The organism is Devosia insulae DS-56 (assembly GCF_000970465.2).
Lineage (GTDB): Bacteria > Pseudomonadota > Alphaproteobacteria > Rhizobiales > Devosiaceae > Devosia_A > Devosia_A insulae.
In genome coordinates this window covers 1-13,596 of the sequence record NZ_LAJE02000095.1, presented here as the reverse complement: position 1 = coordinate 13,596, position 13,596 = coordinate 1, and the positions used below count along the sequence as shown (strand labels likewise).

Annotated in this window: 16 protein-coding genes; 6 read left to right on the top strand and 10 right to left on the bottom strand. The window is 65.3% G+C overall.

Annotation, left to right across the window (positions count from 1 at the left end):
- The first annotated feature begins 365 nt into the window (after nt 1-365).
- The 3 genes from fdxA (at nt 366) to VW23_RS06545 (ending at nt 2,163) form a co-directional block, all read left to right on the top strand.
- Complete coding sequence (fdxA, locus tag VW23_RS06555; RefSeq protein WP_055886464.1) at nt 366-704, top strand: ferredoxin FdxA; 339 nt, start codon at nt 366-368, stop codon at nt 702-704.
- A gap of 356 nt (nt 705-1,060) precedes the next feature.
- Nucleotides 1,061-1,621 carry a CarD family transcriptional regulator gene (locus tag VW23_RS06550; RefSeq protein ID WP_055886468.1) on the top strand — a complete coding sequence of 187 codons (561 nt, stop codon included), beginning with the start codon at nt 1,061-1,063 and terminating at the stop codon, nt 1,619-1,621.
- 131 nt (nt 1,622-1,752) lie between these two features.
- The gene (locus VW23_RS06545; protein WP_069908779.1) at nt 1,753-2,163 is read left to right on the top strand and encodes an NUDIX hydrolase; all 411 of its coding nucleotides are present in this window, start codon (nt 1,753-1,755) and stop codon (nt 2,161-2,163) included.
- A gap of 6 nt (nt 2,164-2,169) precedes the next feature.
- On the opposite strand, the gene VW23_RS06540 is transcribed toward VW23_RS06545, so the two are convergent.
- Genes VW23_RS06540 through VW23_RS06530 form a run of 3 tightly spaced genes read right to left on the bottom strand, consistent with a single transcriptional unit; the run spans nt 2,170 to nt 5,086 of the window.
- Nucleotides 2,170-2,952: a DUF1295 domain-containing protein gene (locus VW23_RS06540; RefSeq protein ID WP_069908778.1), complete on the bottom strand. Its 783-nt coding sequence runs from the start codon at nt 2,950-2,952 to the stop codon at nt 2,170-2,172.
- On the bottom strand, nt 2,949-3,743 hold the full coding sequence (locus tag VW23_RS06535; protein WP_069908777.1) for a DUF1365 domain-containing protein: 795 nt from the start codon (nt 3,741-3,743) through the stop codon (nt 2,949-2,951). The genes VW23_RS06540 and VW23_RS06535 overlap by 4 nt, the downstream gene beginning before the upstream one ends.
- Complete coding sequence (locus tag VW23_RS06530; RefSeq protein WP_244513419.1) at nt 3,740-5,086, bottom strand: NAD(P)/FAD-dependent oxidoreductase; 1,347 nt, start codon at nt 5,084-5,086, stop codon at nt 3,740-3,742. Before VW23_RS06530 ends, VW23_RS06535 begins: the two co-directional genes overlap by 4 nt.
- A 140-nt stretch (nt 5,087-5,226) precedes the next feature.
- Between VW23_RS06530 and VW23_RS06525 the strand changes: the two genes are divergently transcribed.
- A complete protein-coding gene (locus VW23_RS06525) occupies nt 5,227-5,634 on the top strand; it encodes a DUF2177 family protein (RefSeq protein ID WP_069908775.1) in 408 nt (135 codons plus the stop codon).
- 2 nt (nt 5,635-5,636) lie between these two features.
- Here VW23_RS06525 and VW23_RS06520 read toward each other — a convergent pair whose 3' ends face one another.
- A complete protein-coding gene (locus VW23_RS06520) occupies nt 5,637-7,103 on the bottom strand; it encodes a M48 family metalloprotease (RefSeq protein WP_084645663.1) in 1,467 nt (488 codons plus the stop codon).
- A complete protein-coding gene (locus VW23_RS06515; RefSeq protein WP_244513416.1) occupies nt 7,100-7,912 on the bottom strand; it encodes a thermonuclease family protein in 813 nt (270 codons plus the stop codon). Before VW23_RS06515 ends, VW23_RS06520 begins: the two co-directional genes overlap by 4 nt.
- 215 nt (nt 7,913-8,127) lie before the next feature.
- Between VW23_RS06515 and VW23_RS06510 the strand changes: the two genes are divergently transcribed.
- Nucleotides 8,128-8,838: a hypothetical protein gene (locus VW23_RS06510; protein ID WP_069908773.1), complete on the top strand. Its 711-nt coding sequence runs from the start codon at nt 8,128-8,130 to the stop codon at nt 8,836-8,838.
- 13 nt (nt 8,839-8,851) lie between these two features.
- Here the strand turns inward: VW23_RS06510 and VW23_RS06505 are convergent, their stop codons facing one another.
- Nucleotides 8,852-9,277 carry an OsmC family peroxiredoxin gene (locus VW23_RS06505; RefSeq protein ID WP_069908772.1) on the bottom strand — a complete coding sequence of 142 codons (426 nt, stop codon included), beginning with the start codon at nt 9,275-9,277 and terminating at the stop codon, nt 8,852-8,854.
- 209 nt (nt 9,278-9,486) lie between these two features.
- Here VW23_RS06505 and VW23_RS06500 point away from each other — a divergent pair, with 209 nt between their 5' ends.
- A complete protein-coding gene (locus VW23_RS06500; protein ID WP_069908771.1) occupies nt 9,487-10,296 on the top strand; it encodes a L,D-transpeptidase family protein in 810 nt (269 codons plus the stop codon).
- Between the two features lie 29 nt (nt 10,297-10,325).
- On the opposite strand, the gene VW23_RS06495 is transcribed toward VW23_RS06500, so the two are convergent.
- From VW23_RS06495 to VW23_RS06480, 4 genes are read right to left on the bottom strand one after another with little or no spacing between them, the layout of a single operon-like run.
- Nucleotides 10,326-10,706 carry a cupin domain-containing protein gene (locus VW23_RS06495; protein ID WP_069908770.1) on the bottom strand — a complete coding sequence of 127 codons (381 nt, stop codon included), beginning with the start codon at nt 10,704-10,706 and terminating at the stop codon, nt 10,326-10,328.
- Nucleotides 10,707-10,721: 15 nt separating this feature from the next.
- Entirely contained in the window at nt 10,722-11,813 is a 1,092-nt protein-coding gene (locus VW23_RS06490; RefSeq protein WP_069908769.1) for a Gfo/Idh/MocA family protein, read from the bottom strand.
- Nucleotides 11,814-11,816: 3 nt separating this feature from the next.
- Nucleotides 11,817-12,647, bottom strand: coding sequence for a carbohydrate ABC transporter permease (locus tag VW23_RS06485; RefSeq protein ID WP_069908768.1), 831 nt, complete (start codon nt 12,645-12,647; stop codon nt 11,817-11,819).
- Nucleotides 12,644-13,585, bottom strand: coding sequence for a carbohydrate ABC transporter permease (locus tag VW23_RS06480; RefSeq protein ID WP_141728244.1), 942 nt, complete (start codon nt 13,583-13,585; stop codon nt 12,644-12,646). The genes VW23_RS06485 and VW23_RS06480 overlap by 4 nt, the downstream gene beginning before the upstream one ends.
- Between the last annotated feature and the right edge of the window lie 11 nt (nt 13,586-13,596).

Genomic DNA, 13,596 nt, shown 5'->3' with positions numbered 1-13,596 from the left:
CGTCGGCAGCGGGCGCCCGACCAAGAAGGAACGTCGCGACACCGACCGGCTGCAGGGCGACGAGGACTGAACGGTTCGGCCGCCATCGTTCACTTTGCCGTTACGATCGTCGACCTCGATTTCTCGCTCCTCCCGCCACAATTGCCAACCGGCATGCCCCGATGCGCAAGCCGGCGTAGTGGGCCCGCGGCAGACACGGATAACCATGTCGGCGAGCAAGGCTGCTGCGCCGAAAGCCTGACTGCCCTGTCCCTTGCGGCGTGGGAGAAAAAGGGCTAGCACGGCCCGAGGCGTACGGCTTGCTGCGCGCGCCCGGCTGAAAGACCCAGCGGCCCGACAAACTTGAGCAGGAACGCTCGCGAAGAATGACCTACATCGTCACGGACAACTGCATTAAGTGCAAGTACATGGACTGCGTCGAGGTTTGTCCCGTCGACTGCTTCTATGAAGGCGAGAACATGCTCGTCATCCACCCCGACGAGTGCATCGACTGCGGCGTCTGCGAGCCCGAATGCCCGGCCGAGGCGATCAAGCCCGATACCGAGGGCGGCCTCGACAAATGGCTGGAGATCAACAGCAAATACGCCTCCGCCTGGCCCAACATCACTGAGAAGCGCGACGCTCCGGCCGATGCCAAGGAATGGGACGGGGTCGAGGGCAAGTTCGAGAAACACTTCTCCGAAGCCCCCGGCGAGGGCGATTGACCTTTGCCCGGCGAGGGCGATTGAGCCGCGGTTTTGCCGCCGGTTTGCCATGCCGATGAACGGGTTGGGCCCGGGAGCTGAACGGCTCCCGGCGATCTTGATTCGCAACTTTTGATTTTGCTGAAATTTTGTGCTACGCTCCTCAAACGAATGGAGCTTGCCCGTCATCCAATGCGTGCCTTCGGGCACCCTTTTTTTTGACACCAGCAATATTGGGGGCGCAGTCATCCGGTCGCGCGGACCGGAGGAGTGCGCAAAGGGATTTTGCTTATCTATTCGGATGGGCGAACCAGCAACAACAGGACGGCCTCTCCGCGAAGAGCTGTCCGGCGGCGGCGTTAATAGGAGTATCCTCTATGGTCACCAAGAAGCCTCAGCAGCGGCTTGGATTCAAGACGGGCGAGTACATCGTCTATCCGGCGCATGGCGTCGGCCTCATCACCTCGATCGAGGAACAGGAGGTCGCGGGGCTGACCCTCGAGCTGTTCGTCATCTCGTTCGAGCAGGATAAACTGACCCTTCGCGTTCCCGTCGCCAAGATCAAGTCGGTCGGCATGCGCAAGCTCGCCGAAGAGGACGAGGTCAAGAAGGCGCTCGAGACCGTCACCGGCCGCGCCCGCGTCAAGCGCACCATGTGGTCGCGCCGTGCCCAGGAATACGAAGCCAAGATCAATTCCGGCGATCTGATTGCCATCTCGGAAGTGGTGCGCGACCTGTTCCGCTCCGATGACCAGCCCGAGCAGTCCTACTCGGAACGCCAGCTGTTCGAGCAGGCGATGGACCGCATGAGCCGCGAGGTTTCGGCCGTCAACAAGCTGACCCTCACCGAGGCCGTGCAGCTGATCGAGAAGAACCTCGCCAAGTCGCCGCGCCGCGGTCCGAAGTCGGACGCTGCCGACGCCGAAGAAGCCGCGTAGGTTCACGTCACGTGACGCATCAGGGCCGGTCGCAAGACCGGCCCTTTCTGTTTCTGCCGCCGGCGCCCGGCACGGCCTGGTGACGCAGGGGCGCAACAGCGGCAGGGTGGCGCATCCCTGAGATTATTTCCATGACCGCCAAACCTCGACAGATCTTCATCGCCGCCGCCGTGCTTGCCGGTCCCGATGGCCGCGTCCTCCTGGTGCGAAAGCGCGGCACCAACGTCTTCATGCAGCCGGGCGGCAAGATCGAGCCGGGAGAGGCCTCATTGGCGGCGCTACAGCGCGAGGTGCAGGAGGAACTGGGGGTCGCCATCGATCCGGCGACCGCCCATTATCTCGGCCGTTTCTCGGCCCCCGCGGCGCATGAGACGGATGCGACGGTGGTGGCCGAGGTGTTCTGGCTCGCCATCCAGTCGAACCCGGTGCCGCAGGCCGAAATCGAAGAAGCGCGCTGGGTCGACCCTGCCGAACTCGATGAACTCGAACTCGCCGTGCTGTCGCGCCATCACATCCTGCCGGCCTACCTCAAAGCCCGCTGAGCGCCACTATCTCGGGATCGGCCAGAACGCCCGGACGCGCTGCTGGTAGGCACCGAAGCGATCACCGCGCGAGCGCAGCATATGCGCCTCGAGCGGCGGAATGCCCGAGACGTGCACCAGGAGCCAGTACATCATGACCGGCGCCAGCAGAGTGAGCCAACCCCAGGGATAGGCGAGGCTAAGGCCGATCGGCACGTAGGCCAGCCAATACAGCCACTCGAAGAAGTAGTTCGGGTGCCGGCTGAGCGACCACAGCCCGACATCGCATACCGCGCCTGCGTTGCCGCGATCGGCTTTGAAGGCCTTGAGCTGTGCGTCGCTCACCGCCTCGCCGGCCAGAGCCAGCAGCGCGATGACGACGCCAAGCAGGTCCCCGATACCCAGCGGCGCCGGATTGCCGGCGGCCGCGAGCGCCGCGACCACCAGCACCAAGGCTGCCACGCCCTGGATCAGGAGAAACACGAACAGCTGGCTGCGATAGCGCTCCCCCCAGCCGCGGCGCAGTTCCGCATAGCGCGGATCATCGCCACCCGAGAGCGTGCGGCGCGCGATGTGGGTGCCGAGCCGCAAGGCCCATAGCGCCAGCAGCGCGATCACCAGCCACGCCCGTTCGCCCAGCGCGCCACCGGCGGACCACAGCACCGCACCGACGCCAACCAGCCCGGTGCCATAGCTCCAGAACGTGTCGGCCCAACCGGAACGGCCAGAGCTCACCACCACCCACCAGGCGAGCGTCATCACCAGTGACAGCGACACTGCAGCGAGGACGATCGCCGGACCACTGATCATTCGACCTGCTCCGGCACGCGTCGGTCGGAAACCGGCACGGTGCCGGACGCGATCCGTTGCCGCGCCGGCGACCAGTGGAAGATCGGCACGCCCTTGGCGATGAGCTTCAGGGCTTCCCAATGGATGCCGAGGACCACCTTCAGCGTCATCAGCGGATAGCCGGCAAAGGCCCGCCACAGCGCCCGGTTCGACAGCTCCTCGCGCCGCCCGGTGAAACTGGCAGTGAGCAGCAACCCCTCGGCATCGTCTTCGAGGATCGAGATGCCGACACGTTCCCTCGGTGCGGTGATGCGAAAGCGATAGGTGCACTCCATCGGCATGAATGGCGAGACGAAGAACTGCTTGCTGGCCGCGTGTCGCACCACCCGCTCATCGCCACTGGCCGGCAGGGCATAGGTGTGGCGCTCACCATGGGTGTTGTGCACCTCGTAGAGGATGCCGGCGAGGCGCCCGTCCCGCTGGTGGCAGAAGTAGACGCTTAGCGGATTAAATACGAAACCGAGCAGCCGCGGATAGCAGAGCAACTCGACCCGGCCGCCATCATAGCCGATGCCAGCCTCTGCCAGACGCGCTGCCGCCCACGCCTTGAGCGACGTCTGGCCATCGCCGTGATCGGACTGCCGGAAGCTAAATAGTCCGCCGCGCTCGATGCCGAGCAGCGGGAAGCGACCGTTGAGCGCTTCCAGCTCGTCGAGGTCGAGCAGCAGGCAGAACACCTTGTAGCCGAGGCTGTGCCGCTTCGGCCTGAGCCGGCTATGGGCGACCTCGCCGCGATAGAGCGCCGACCTCATTGCGCTGCTTCCAGCACCGTCGGCGCAGCAGCAATGCGCCCCCGCTGCGCCGCCCAGGGCGGGTTGATACCAAACTGGCTGGCCACCGCGAGGCCCGACTGCAGCGCATCTTCATGAAAGCCGTAGCCGAAATAGCTGCCGCAGAACCAGGTGTTGCGCCCCCCCTGCAGCCGCCACAGCTGGTCCTGCGCTGCGAGTGCGGCGTGGTCGAACAGCGGGTGGGTGTATTCGAAACTGCGGACGATGCTTTCGGGGCGCGGCTGCCGCGACGGGTTCAGCGTCAAAAACATCTGCCGGCGCGTACGCAGTGATTGCAGGTGGTTCATCCAGTAGCTGACACAGAGCGGTCGGTCGGCGCGTGCATCGTCCGAGCCGATATAGTTCCAGCTGGCCCACACCGACCGCCGCCGCGGCATCAGTGCAGGATCATCGTGCAGCACCGCGACATTGGGGGTGTAGCGGAAGGCGCCGAGCACCGCCTGCTCATCTTCGGAGGCATCGTCGAGCAGGCCCAGGGCCTGGTCGGCATGGGCACCGATCACCACGTCGGTGAACACTTCGCGGCCGCCCGCGGCGTCATCAACGACGACGAGGCCGGCTTGTCGGCTGACCCCCGTCGCGCCGGGCCGGCGCTGCATGGCGGTGCCGATATCGGCCATCAGCGCCTCGACATAGCTGCGGCTGCCGCCGAGCACAGTGCGCCATTGCGGTCGTTTGGTGACCTGCAGCAGCCCATGGCTGGTAAAGAAGCGGAGGAACGAGCGCATCGGATAGTCCCGCATCTGCTCGGACGTGGTCGACCAGATCGCCGCGCACATCGGCAGCACATGCTCCTCGATCAGCGCTCGCGACCAGCCACCGCTATCGAGGAACTCGCCGAGCGAGATCGCATCCATGGCGTTCTCATCGAGCCCACGCGTCACTTCGTAGAATTTCACGATGTCGGCGATCATCCGCCAGAACCGTGGGTTGACCAGATTGCGCTTCTGCCCGAACAGCCCGAATGGCCGGCTCGAGTATTCCACCCGGCCATCGCCCACCGACACCCCGAGCGACATGTCGGAATCGACACTGGGTACCTGGAGGTGCTCGAGCAGCGCGGTGAAATTGGGATAATTGCCCGGGTTGTAGACGATGAAGCCGGTATCGACCGCGATCGGCCCCTCCGGGCAGTCCACATCGACGGTGTTGGCGTGTCCGCCGAGCCAGCCATTGGCCTCGTACAGTACCACCTCGTGCCGGCGGCTCAGCAGCCAGGCCGCCGAAAGCCCGGCAATGCCCGCGCCGATGATTGCGATGCGCCGTCCGGCCGCCCGCGCCTGGTCTTGGTGGAGATGTCGCACTGAGTTTCCCATCCGCTGCCGATGGGAGGAACTACGGGTCGCGGGCACGAATTGTTTCAGGCGCAGCAAAAAACACTGGCGAGCGAAACAGTTGGGTGTTCACACCCGTTGCTTACAGCTCAGCTTCCGGAGATCGCCGCATGCCGCCCTTCGTCGTTGCCTATGCCGGAGCCGCCATCACCATGCTGGCGCTCGATGCGATCTGGCTCACCACCATGGTGCCGCGCCTCTACCAGCCGCAACTCGGCGATCTCCTCGCCGAGCGCCCCAACCTGGCGGTGGCCGGAGTATTTTACCTGCTCTACCTTGTGGGCGTGCTGGTCTTTGCCATCCTGCCGGCGCTCGAGGCGCGTAGCTGGCTGACGGCTTTGGGTTATGGCGCCCTGCTCGGCCTCGTTGCCTACGGCACCTACGACTTCACCAACCTCTCGACCCTGCGCAACTGGCCGCTCAGCCTCAGCCTGATCGATGTGGCCTGGGGCACCGCGCTCACCGCGGTCACCGCGCTCGGCGGCTACTGGGCAGTGCGCTGGCTGCTGCCGGGCTGACCTTACTCGACCGTCACGATCTTGTACTTCTGCCCGGCCACCAGCGTGTCGCCCGGGTAGAGGTTGTTGAGGATGTAGAACAGGTCGGTGCCGCGGCTGAGCCCGTTCATCCGGCGGGCCAGCGAGTCCGCGGTGTCGACGCTGCCGGCAGTGACGGTGCGAACCACCAGCTTCTTGACGAGACCAAGGTCCCTCGCGCCCGCCGCCCGAAAACTCTTCAGCGTCGCTTCGGCGGCCTGGGTGAAGGCCGGGCTGTCGAACTTGGCGGCGAAGATGAAGCGGTAGACCCGCCCCTCGTGCCGCACCACGGCAACGCGGAAATTCCACTGCGGGGTGACGGCGACGCCGGTCGCCATCTCGAAGCCGTTGGCGGTCTCGCGTTTTACCGTCGTGGGCTGCAGCCCGGCGATCCAGCCGGACTTCAGATAGTCCTCGAGCCCCATCGACGCCGGCACCTCGGCGCTGTCGAAGCGCACTGCCTCGCCTTCGCCGGCGACGCCGACCACCGCGCCCTTCGAGATCTGCAGCGTGTAGTTCTGCGGCACCTCGAAGGTGAATTTCAGCGTCGGGTTGATGTAGCGGCGGCCGACCACCGCGCCCTGCGCCGGGCTGTCGCCGAAGGCGAGGCCTTCGATGCCGGCCATATAGCCGTCACGCGCCGTTTCACCCAGGCCCGGGGCGCCGAAGAAGGCGCGCGCCGTCTCGATCGCCTTCTGCACGCGATCCGGGGTCGAGGGGTGCGAGGACAGGAAATCGCCTTCCTGGTCGGCATCGCCGGCCGAGAAATGCGCGAACCGGCCCATGGCGCCAAGGAAGCGCGCCGCCGCATGCGGATCGTAGCCGGCCCGGCCGGAGGTCAAAATGCCCTCCTTGTCGGCGGCCAGTTCCTGCTGCTGGCTGAACGCCGCCAGCGACATCTTCGAGCGGTTCGAGGCCTGGTCGGTGGCGGTATCGGCGCCGAACACGCCGGTCACCACCTTGTCGACGATCTCGTTGGTGCGCACCCGGTTGGTGCGGGCGCGAGCATGCTTGAGCGTCACATGCGCGATCTCGTGCGCCAGCACCGCCGCGATCTCCGAAGTATCGGAGGCGAGCGCCAGGATGCCGCGGGTGACATAGACATAGCCGCCCGGCAGCGCGAAGGCGTTGACCTCGGCAGTATCGAGAATGGTGACGGTGAACTTCTGGTTCGGCTGGTCGGCGGCGGCGAGAAGCCGCCCGACGATCCGCGCGATCATGATCTCGGCCTGGCGGTCCGAGTAGATGCCGCCATAGGAGGCCACGATGCGTGGATGCTCGCGCGCCCCAATCGCATCTTCCTCCGGATCGTCGGAGGCGACGATCGGCGCGTTCTGCCCCTCGGTGCGGGTCGTCGTGACGCCGGGCAGGCTCGTGCAGGCGGCAAGCACTGCGAGGAGTGTTGCTGCAAGCGGGGCGCCGAGCGCCGTGGTCATCGAACGCGACTTCATGGAGCGAGGAGAACCTCTATCTGCTCTGGATGGGTGACTTCGACCCGCGGGCCATCGACGTCATCCATCCAGCCTCTGATCCGGACGAAGGCACCCTCGAGCTTGAGGGGGTCGAGGCCGGAGCGTGCAAAGAGCTGAACCGCCGACCGCTCGAGCACGGCGGTGAAGTCCTCTTTCCACGATCGGCCAAAATTCAGGTAGATGCGCCCCTGCGCCTCGTCGGCGAGAAGCACCCGACCCTCCACCAGCTCGTAGTGACCCAGGCGCCCGGCCAGTTCTGCCGGCCGGTCCGCCCGCCGCACGAGATAGTAGGGATCGGCCCAGATGCCAAGCTTCATCAGCCGCGCCGAGCCCTCGGCACTGAGCAACTGTGGCAGACATGCACGATTATCGGGGAACGAGTAGACCCGCGCCCAACCATCGGCGATCATCCGCTGCTGCACCCAGAGCTCGGGGGTATCGACGACGAACAGCTGCCCCAGCGTCCGACCATGCCGGTCGACCTGCTCGCCGCCATGGCGCACCGCGACCCGTTTGCCGAGCGTCAGCGCTTCGAGCGCCAGCCGCGCCTCCTCGGCCTTCGGCCAGGTCTCGAAACCCTCGCGCCCCAATGGCAGCTTGGGCGCCTGCGTGCCGATCAGCCGAACCACGACGCCGGTGTCGAGCACCACCGTATCGCCGTCGGTCACCGACATGACGGTGCCTTTGGGGCCGTCGACCAGCCCGTCACAGCCCATGGCAAGGGCGCTCAACGGCATGGCGACGAACACCGCAGCCGCAGCAAATCTGAGCACATTCCGAGCAAGCAAACTTGGCCCCATCCGACGACATGGCAAACTGCACGAAATTGCGGCGAAATTCTTCCTTTCTACGGCCTCGCCACGACGAATGTTGCACCTTGGCCACTTCTCCTCAGGGGCGATTCGACAACGTGACAGTTCAACGACTTGGACAATGTCGCCGTTTCGAGGAAACGACGACGTGCATTAGGATCACGCCGATTCTGCTGCCGGATCCCTGACCGATGCTCGCTGAACTCTTCGTCTATGCTGCGAGCTACCGAGCAACGCCGCCGGCGTTCCGCCCGCATCTGGGCGAAGCGGTGGGACTGTGGGCCCGTGGCCAACGCCAGACCCGCGCCTGGGCTCCGCATCTCGCCAACTCTCGCGGCCTGATCGACACCACCATCGACGACCTGACCGCGCGTCGCACTGTGGTGGTACTCGGCTCCGGCCCGCTGTTCGATGTGCCGGTCGAATCGCTCTGCCGCACCTTCAAGCGGGTGATCCTCGTCGACCGCATCCACCTCTCGACGGTCGGTCAGCGGATCGACCGCTATCCCAATGTCGAGCGCCAATGGCGCGACCTGTCGACGGCGAGCAACCCAGACGCCCTCGACTTCCTCGAAGCGATCGACGATCTCGACTGGGTGATCTCGCTGAGCCTCGTCAGCCAGCTGGCGCGCGCCGCGCCGGGGGCGGGGCGCCAGGTGGTCGACGGCCACTTAGACAGGCTCGCGGCGCTCCCCTGCCCGGCGACGCTGGTGACCGATCTCGATTATCGCGTGTTCAACCGCCACGGCGTGATGCTCGACACTGCCGACCTGCTGCACGGTCGGCCCGTGCCGCGCAGCGGTCTGCGCTGGAAATGGGAAGTGGCGCCCTTCGGCGAGGAAGGCCACCACACCCGTCGCGTGCATTCGATGGCGGCGTGGCCCGACTGGCGCCACGCCTGACCTCTCGGCTGGTTCAGACCAGCCGCGCCTCCAGCGTCACCTTGATGGCGCCCAGCGCCCGCGACACCGGGCACTCGGCCTTCGCCTTCTCGGCCAGTTCCTGGAACTTCGCCGCGTCGATCCCCGGCACTTTGCCCTCGACCGTCAGCGCACTGCCGACGATGCCGGTGCCGGAAATGAGCTCGACCGCCGCGGTGACCTTGAGGTGCTCGGCGGTGGTGCCATTGGCGGCGAGGAAGGCGCTGAACTGCATGGCAAAGCAGCCCGAATGCGCCGCCGCGATCAGTTCTTCGGGGTTGGTGCCCGATTGGCCGCTCTCATCGACGAAGCGGCCCTTGAAGGTGTAGGGCAGGCCCGCGAAAGCGCCGCTCAGCACATCGAGCGTGCCGGTCCCCTCCTGCAACGTTCCCTTCCAGTTGGCGGTGGCAGTACGCTTCATCAGAAAACTCCATTGGTTTCGATAATTGGCGGGCGGGACACTAGCGCTTCCGCGCCCCCGCCTGCCAGCCCGGCCGTGAACCGGCCTCCGCCCGTATCAACGGCCCCTGTTACGGAGGGTTCCGGGGCGGCGTCGGCGCCGATATCGCCGCTGGCAAGAGCTGGGTAACCATCCGCCTCTATCCTCAGCCGTGAGTGATCGAGAGTGCCATGCGTAAATCCACTGCCCTGCTGACCGTTCTGTTGCTGACCTTCGTCCTCGCCGGCTGCTCGTCGCTTGGCGGCCTCACCAAGGACAAGCAGCCGCTTTCCGCCCGTACGGTCAGCGTGCTCGCGGCGCTCGACACCACGCCGGCTGCACCGATGCTGGTCCGCGTCTTCAAGGAGAGTTCCGAGCTCGAGGTCTGGAAGCCCGACAGCCGCGGCAGCTACCGCCTGTTCAAGACCTACGCCATCTGCAAATGGTCCGGCGAACTGGGCCCCAAGGTCAAGGAAGGCGATTACCAGTCGCCCGAGGGGTTTTATGAAGTGACGCCGGGGATGATGAACCCCAAGTCGAGCTACTACCTTTCGTTCAACACCGGTTTCCCCAATCGGCTCGACCGCGCCCAGGGCCGCACCGGCACCAACCTGATGATCCACGGCGACTGCAAGTCGGTCGGCTGCTACGCCATGACCGACGAGCAGATGAAGGAAATCTACGCCCTGGCGCGCGAGAGCTTTGCCGGCGGCAATCCGAGCTTCAAGCTGGAGCTCTATCCGTTCCGCATGACCGAGGCCAACCTGACCCGGCACGCCACGAACCCCAACATGGCGTTCTGGCGCAACCTCAAAGAGGGCTATGATGTGCTGGCTCAGACGCAGCGACCGGCAACGGTCGGGAGCTGCGGCGGCCGCTATGTCTTCAATGCCGGCGCCACCAGCTTGCCCGATGACCCGCTGGGCGCCTGCCCGGCCGACGCTGCTGCCCCGACCACGGCAGAGCTCGCCGTCGCCGCCGGCAATCCGGCGTTCTCATGAGGCGATAGCCGGCGCAGCGAGAATAAAGGTCACGCCACGCCGCCACCCTCGTGGTCCACCGCCTGGCGCTTGCCGGTCGAGAACATGATCAGCGCGAACACCGGTTCACTGCCGACCGCCCTGGCCCAGTGCCGCACATCCTGCGGGATGCGGATGATGTCGCCAGCGCCCAGCATCACCGTCTCCTCGCCGAGCTTATGCTCGCACGAGCCGGAGACGACGTAGAGGAACTCCTCGCAATTGGGGTGCGAGTGCAGCGGGTTGCGCTCCCCCGGCTTGATGAGACAGGTGCCGAAGGTCATCTCGGTCCCCGCCATCGATTTGTCGGTGATCTTCCAGTTGAGCTCGCCCCAGCCGGTATTGACCCGCTCGCCATCGGCGGCGCGGGCAACGAACGTCTCGATCGTCATCGTTGGCTCCCGCGCTCAGATCGCCGCCGCAACGCCGTGCGGCGTCGTAGCGTAAAAGTCGTAGAGCTTCATGATCTCGAGCGCCGTCTCGAGCGTCCCCTTGCTCACCGCCCGCCCTTCCAGCACCGCCTCGCAGAAGTGCAGCACCTCGGGCACATAGCCCAGCGTGAACATGTTGTTGTTGTAGAGCTGGCCGAGCGAGAATTCTGGCTCGTACACCAGTGTGGCGCTCTCCTCGGGCTGGATCCAGCTCGAGGCCCGGCCATAGCTCGGCAGCTTGGCCTTGCGGTAATGCGTCAGTTTCACCCCGTTCTCGACCACCGCATGGCTGCCTTCGCCGATCGCCTCGACCCGCTCGAGCGGTCCTCCCATGCTCTGCCCGGCGCTGAAGTGCAGCGCCCCGATGGCGCCGGACTTGAACTTGAGGCTGGCAATGGTGGCGCCGGTGGGTTCGGCCCATTCGAAACTCGCCCGCTCGATCTCGCCGGCAAGAAAGCTGATGATCGCCGCGGGATGATAGATGTGGTCGATCACCGACTGCATGGCGACGAGGTCGCCGCGCTTGTCGGGCGCCGGCAGCGCCTGCGGATAGCGCACCACCAGCGAGGTCAGCCGGCCGAATTCCGGCGCCGCGACGATATCCTTGAGCTTCTCGATGGCGGGAAAGAAGGTCTTCTTCAGCCCGGTCATGATGTTCTTGCCGGTTCGCCGGGAGACCGCGATCAGCTCTTCGACCTCCGCCCGGCTCGCCGCCGTCGGCTTTTCCATCCACACATGGGCGCCGGCTTCGACCACGTCCTTGGCCAGTTGCGTCGCCTGCACGTGCCCGTCTTTGGTGTAGCTGGTGACGATGAACACCACGTCCGGCTTTTCGGCCGCGAGCATCGCGTGGTGGTCGGTATAGGTGCGTTCGGCCCCGAACACCCGGGCGAAGCCATCGGCGCGGTCCTTCGAAAGATCGCAGATGGCGACGAGGTCCACCGGCGCGTAGCGGAAGGTTGGGTAGACATTGCGGTAGGCGTGGCCGCCGGCGCCGATGAAGCAGGCCTTGAGCCGCCGCTCGTACTCGAAATTGTAACGGATTTCCTTGGGGACGTGGTGCGGCATAACTCAGCCTTTCAGGGCGCCTTGCGTGAGGCCTTCGGTGAAGCGCCTCTGGGTCAGGATGTAGAGGATGATGACCGGCAGGAAGGTGATCACGGTGCCCGAGAACACCAGCCGGAAATCGGTGGAATAGGTCGACGCGAACCGCACGAGGCCGAGCGGCAGCGTCTGGTTGCCGGGGCTGATCAGCACCACCAGCGGCAGGAAGAAATCGTTCCAGGTCGACAGCGCCGAAATGATCAAGAGCGCCGAGATGGCCGGCTGCGACAGCGGCAGGAACACCCGGGTGAGAATCTGGAAATGGTTGGCCCCATCGATCCGCGCCGCTTCGCTCAACTCGTTCGGCACGCCGAGGAAGAAGCTGCGCATCAGGAACAGCCCGAACGGGACGCCGTTTGCAACCTGCGCCAGCACCACGCCGGCCATCGAGTTGATCAACCCAAGGTTGAACAGCACCTGGTAGAGCGGAATGATGATCGCCTGGATCGGGATGGTGAGCCCGAAGATGAAGGCGTAGAACGTCCACTCGCGCCCGGGAAAGCGGATCTTGGCCAGCGCATAGCCGGCCGGAGCGCAGACGATGAGGGTCAGCACCACGACGCCCGCCACATTGATCAGGCTGTTGCCGATCAAGGAGCCGAAGCCGCCGACATTCCAGGCATCGGCGTAGTTCTGCCACATCAGTTGCTTGGGCAGCGCGAACGGATCGCCGCGACCGATCTCCGCCTCGGTTTTCAAACTCGAGCTGACGAGCCACAGGAACGGCCCGAGGATGATGGCGAACACCGGCAGCAGCAGCGCCACCATCGGCCATTCACGGGGTTGGCGTCTGCTCATGACGATTTCCTCGCGCGCCAGCGGTTGAAGGCAACGGTGATGGTGATGGCGAGGACACTCATCAGGATGCAGAGCACCGCGGCGAGCCCATGGTCCTGCGCCTGGAAGGCCAGCCGGTAGATGTAGGTGGTAATGATCTCGGAGGCGTAGAACGGCCCGCCATTGGTCATCACGAACACCGTGGCAAAGCCCTTGAGCCCGTTGATCATGGCAAGCGACAACACGAACGTCATCACCTCGCTCAGGCCCGGCAGCGTGACGTTCCAGAGTTTTTGCCACCCGTTGGCGCCATCGATCTCGGCCGCCTCGTAGAGCGTATTGTCGATGTTCTGCAGCCCGGCGATGAACAGCAGCATGTAGAGCCCAAAGCCCTGCCAGGAGCTCGCGACATTCACCGAGAACAGCACCAGCAGCGGGTCGCTCAACCAGCCTTTGGCCCAGCCGGCGAGCCCCCACTGGGTCAGCGCCGTGTTGATGAGGCCATAGAACGGGTCATAGATATTGGCCCAGATCACCCCCACCACGGCGAGCGAGACGAGGTGCGGCAGGAACAACGCGGTGCGGAAGAACACCCGCGTGCGGCTCAGCCGGCCGATCGCCAGCGCCAGCGCCAGCCCCAGTCCGCCCGCCAGCACCACATGGTAGAACAACCACAGGAAGGTGCGGCCGAGGCTCTGCCAGATGATCGGGTCCTCGGTGGCGCGGAGGTAATTGTCGAAGCCGACGAAATTCGCCTCGGTATTGAAGCCGCCCGAATTGGTGAAGCTGATCCAGATGGTCAACAGGATCGGCGTCAGGCTGAACAGCGCATAGAGCGCAATCGCCGGCAACATCAGCACGAACGCGGCGCCGAACCCGTCACGGGCCCCATCGGCACGGGGGCGCCGCGGGGGGGCGGCAATGCCCGCTCTATCAGCGGTAGTAGAAAGACCGTTCATCTGGTTAGTCC

Coding starts and splice junctions, on each gene's coding strand:
- fdxA (WP_055886464.1), top strand. CDS start 366: ATGACCTACATCGTCACGGACAACTGCATTAAGTGCAAGTACATGGAC.
- VW23_RS06550 (WP_055886468.1), top strand. CDS start 1,061: ATGGTCACCAAGAAGCCTCAGCAGCGGCTTGGATTCAAGACGGGCGAG.
- VW23_RS06545 (WP_069908779.1), top strand. CDS start 1,753: ATGACCGCCAAACCTCGACAGATCTTCATCGCCGCCGCCGTGCTTGCC.
- VW23_RS06540 (WP_069908778.1), bottom strand. CDS start 2,952: ATGATCAGTGGTCCGGCGATCGTCCTCGCTGCAGTGTCGCTGTCACTG.
- VW23_RS06535 (WP_069908777.1), bottom strand. CDS start 3,743: ATGAGGTCGGCGCTCTATCGCGGCGAGGTCGCCCATAGCCGGCTCAGG.
- VW23_RS06525 (WP_069908775.1), top strand. CDS start 5,227: ATGCCGCCCTTCGTCGTTGCCTATGCCGGAGCCGCCATCACCATGCTG.
- VW23_RS06520 (WP_084645663.1), bottom strand. CDS start 7,103: ATGAAGTCGCGTTCGATGACCACGGCGCTCGGCGCCCCGCTTGCAGCA.
- VW23_RS06510 (WP_069908773.1), top strand. CDS start 8,128: ATGCTCGCTGAACTCTTCGTCTATGCTGCGAGCTACCGAGCAACGCCG.
- VW23_RS06505 (WP_069908772.1), bottom strand. CDS start 9,277: ATGAAGCGTACTGCCACCGCCAACTGGAAGGGAACGTTGCAGGAGGGG.
- VW23_RS06500 (WP_069908771.1), top strand. CDS start 9,487: ATGCGTAAATCCACTGCCCTGCTGACCGTTCTGTTGCTGACCTTCGTC.
- VW23_RS06495 (WP_069908770.1), bottom strand. CDS start 10,706: ATGACGATCGAGACGTTCGTTGCCCGCGCCGCCGATGGCGAGCGGGTC.
- VW23_RS06490 (WP_069908769.1), bottom strand. CDS start 11,813: ATGCCGCACCACGTCCCCAAGGAAATCCGTTACAATTTCGAGTACGAG.
- VW23_RS06485 (WP_069908768.1), bottom strand. CDS start 12,647: ATGAGCAGACGCCAACCCCGTGAATGGCCGATGGTGGCGCTGCTGCTG.
- VW23_RS06480 (WP_141728244.1), bottom strand. CDS start 13,585: ATGAACGGTCTTTCTACTACCGCTGATAGAGCGGGCATTGCCGCCCCC.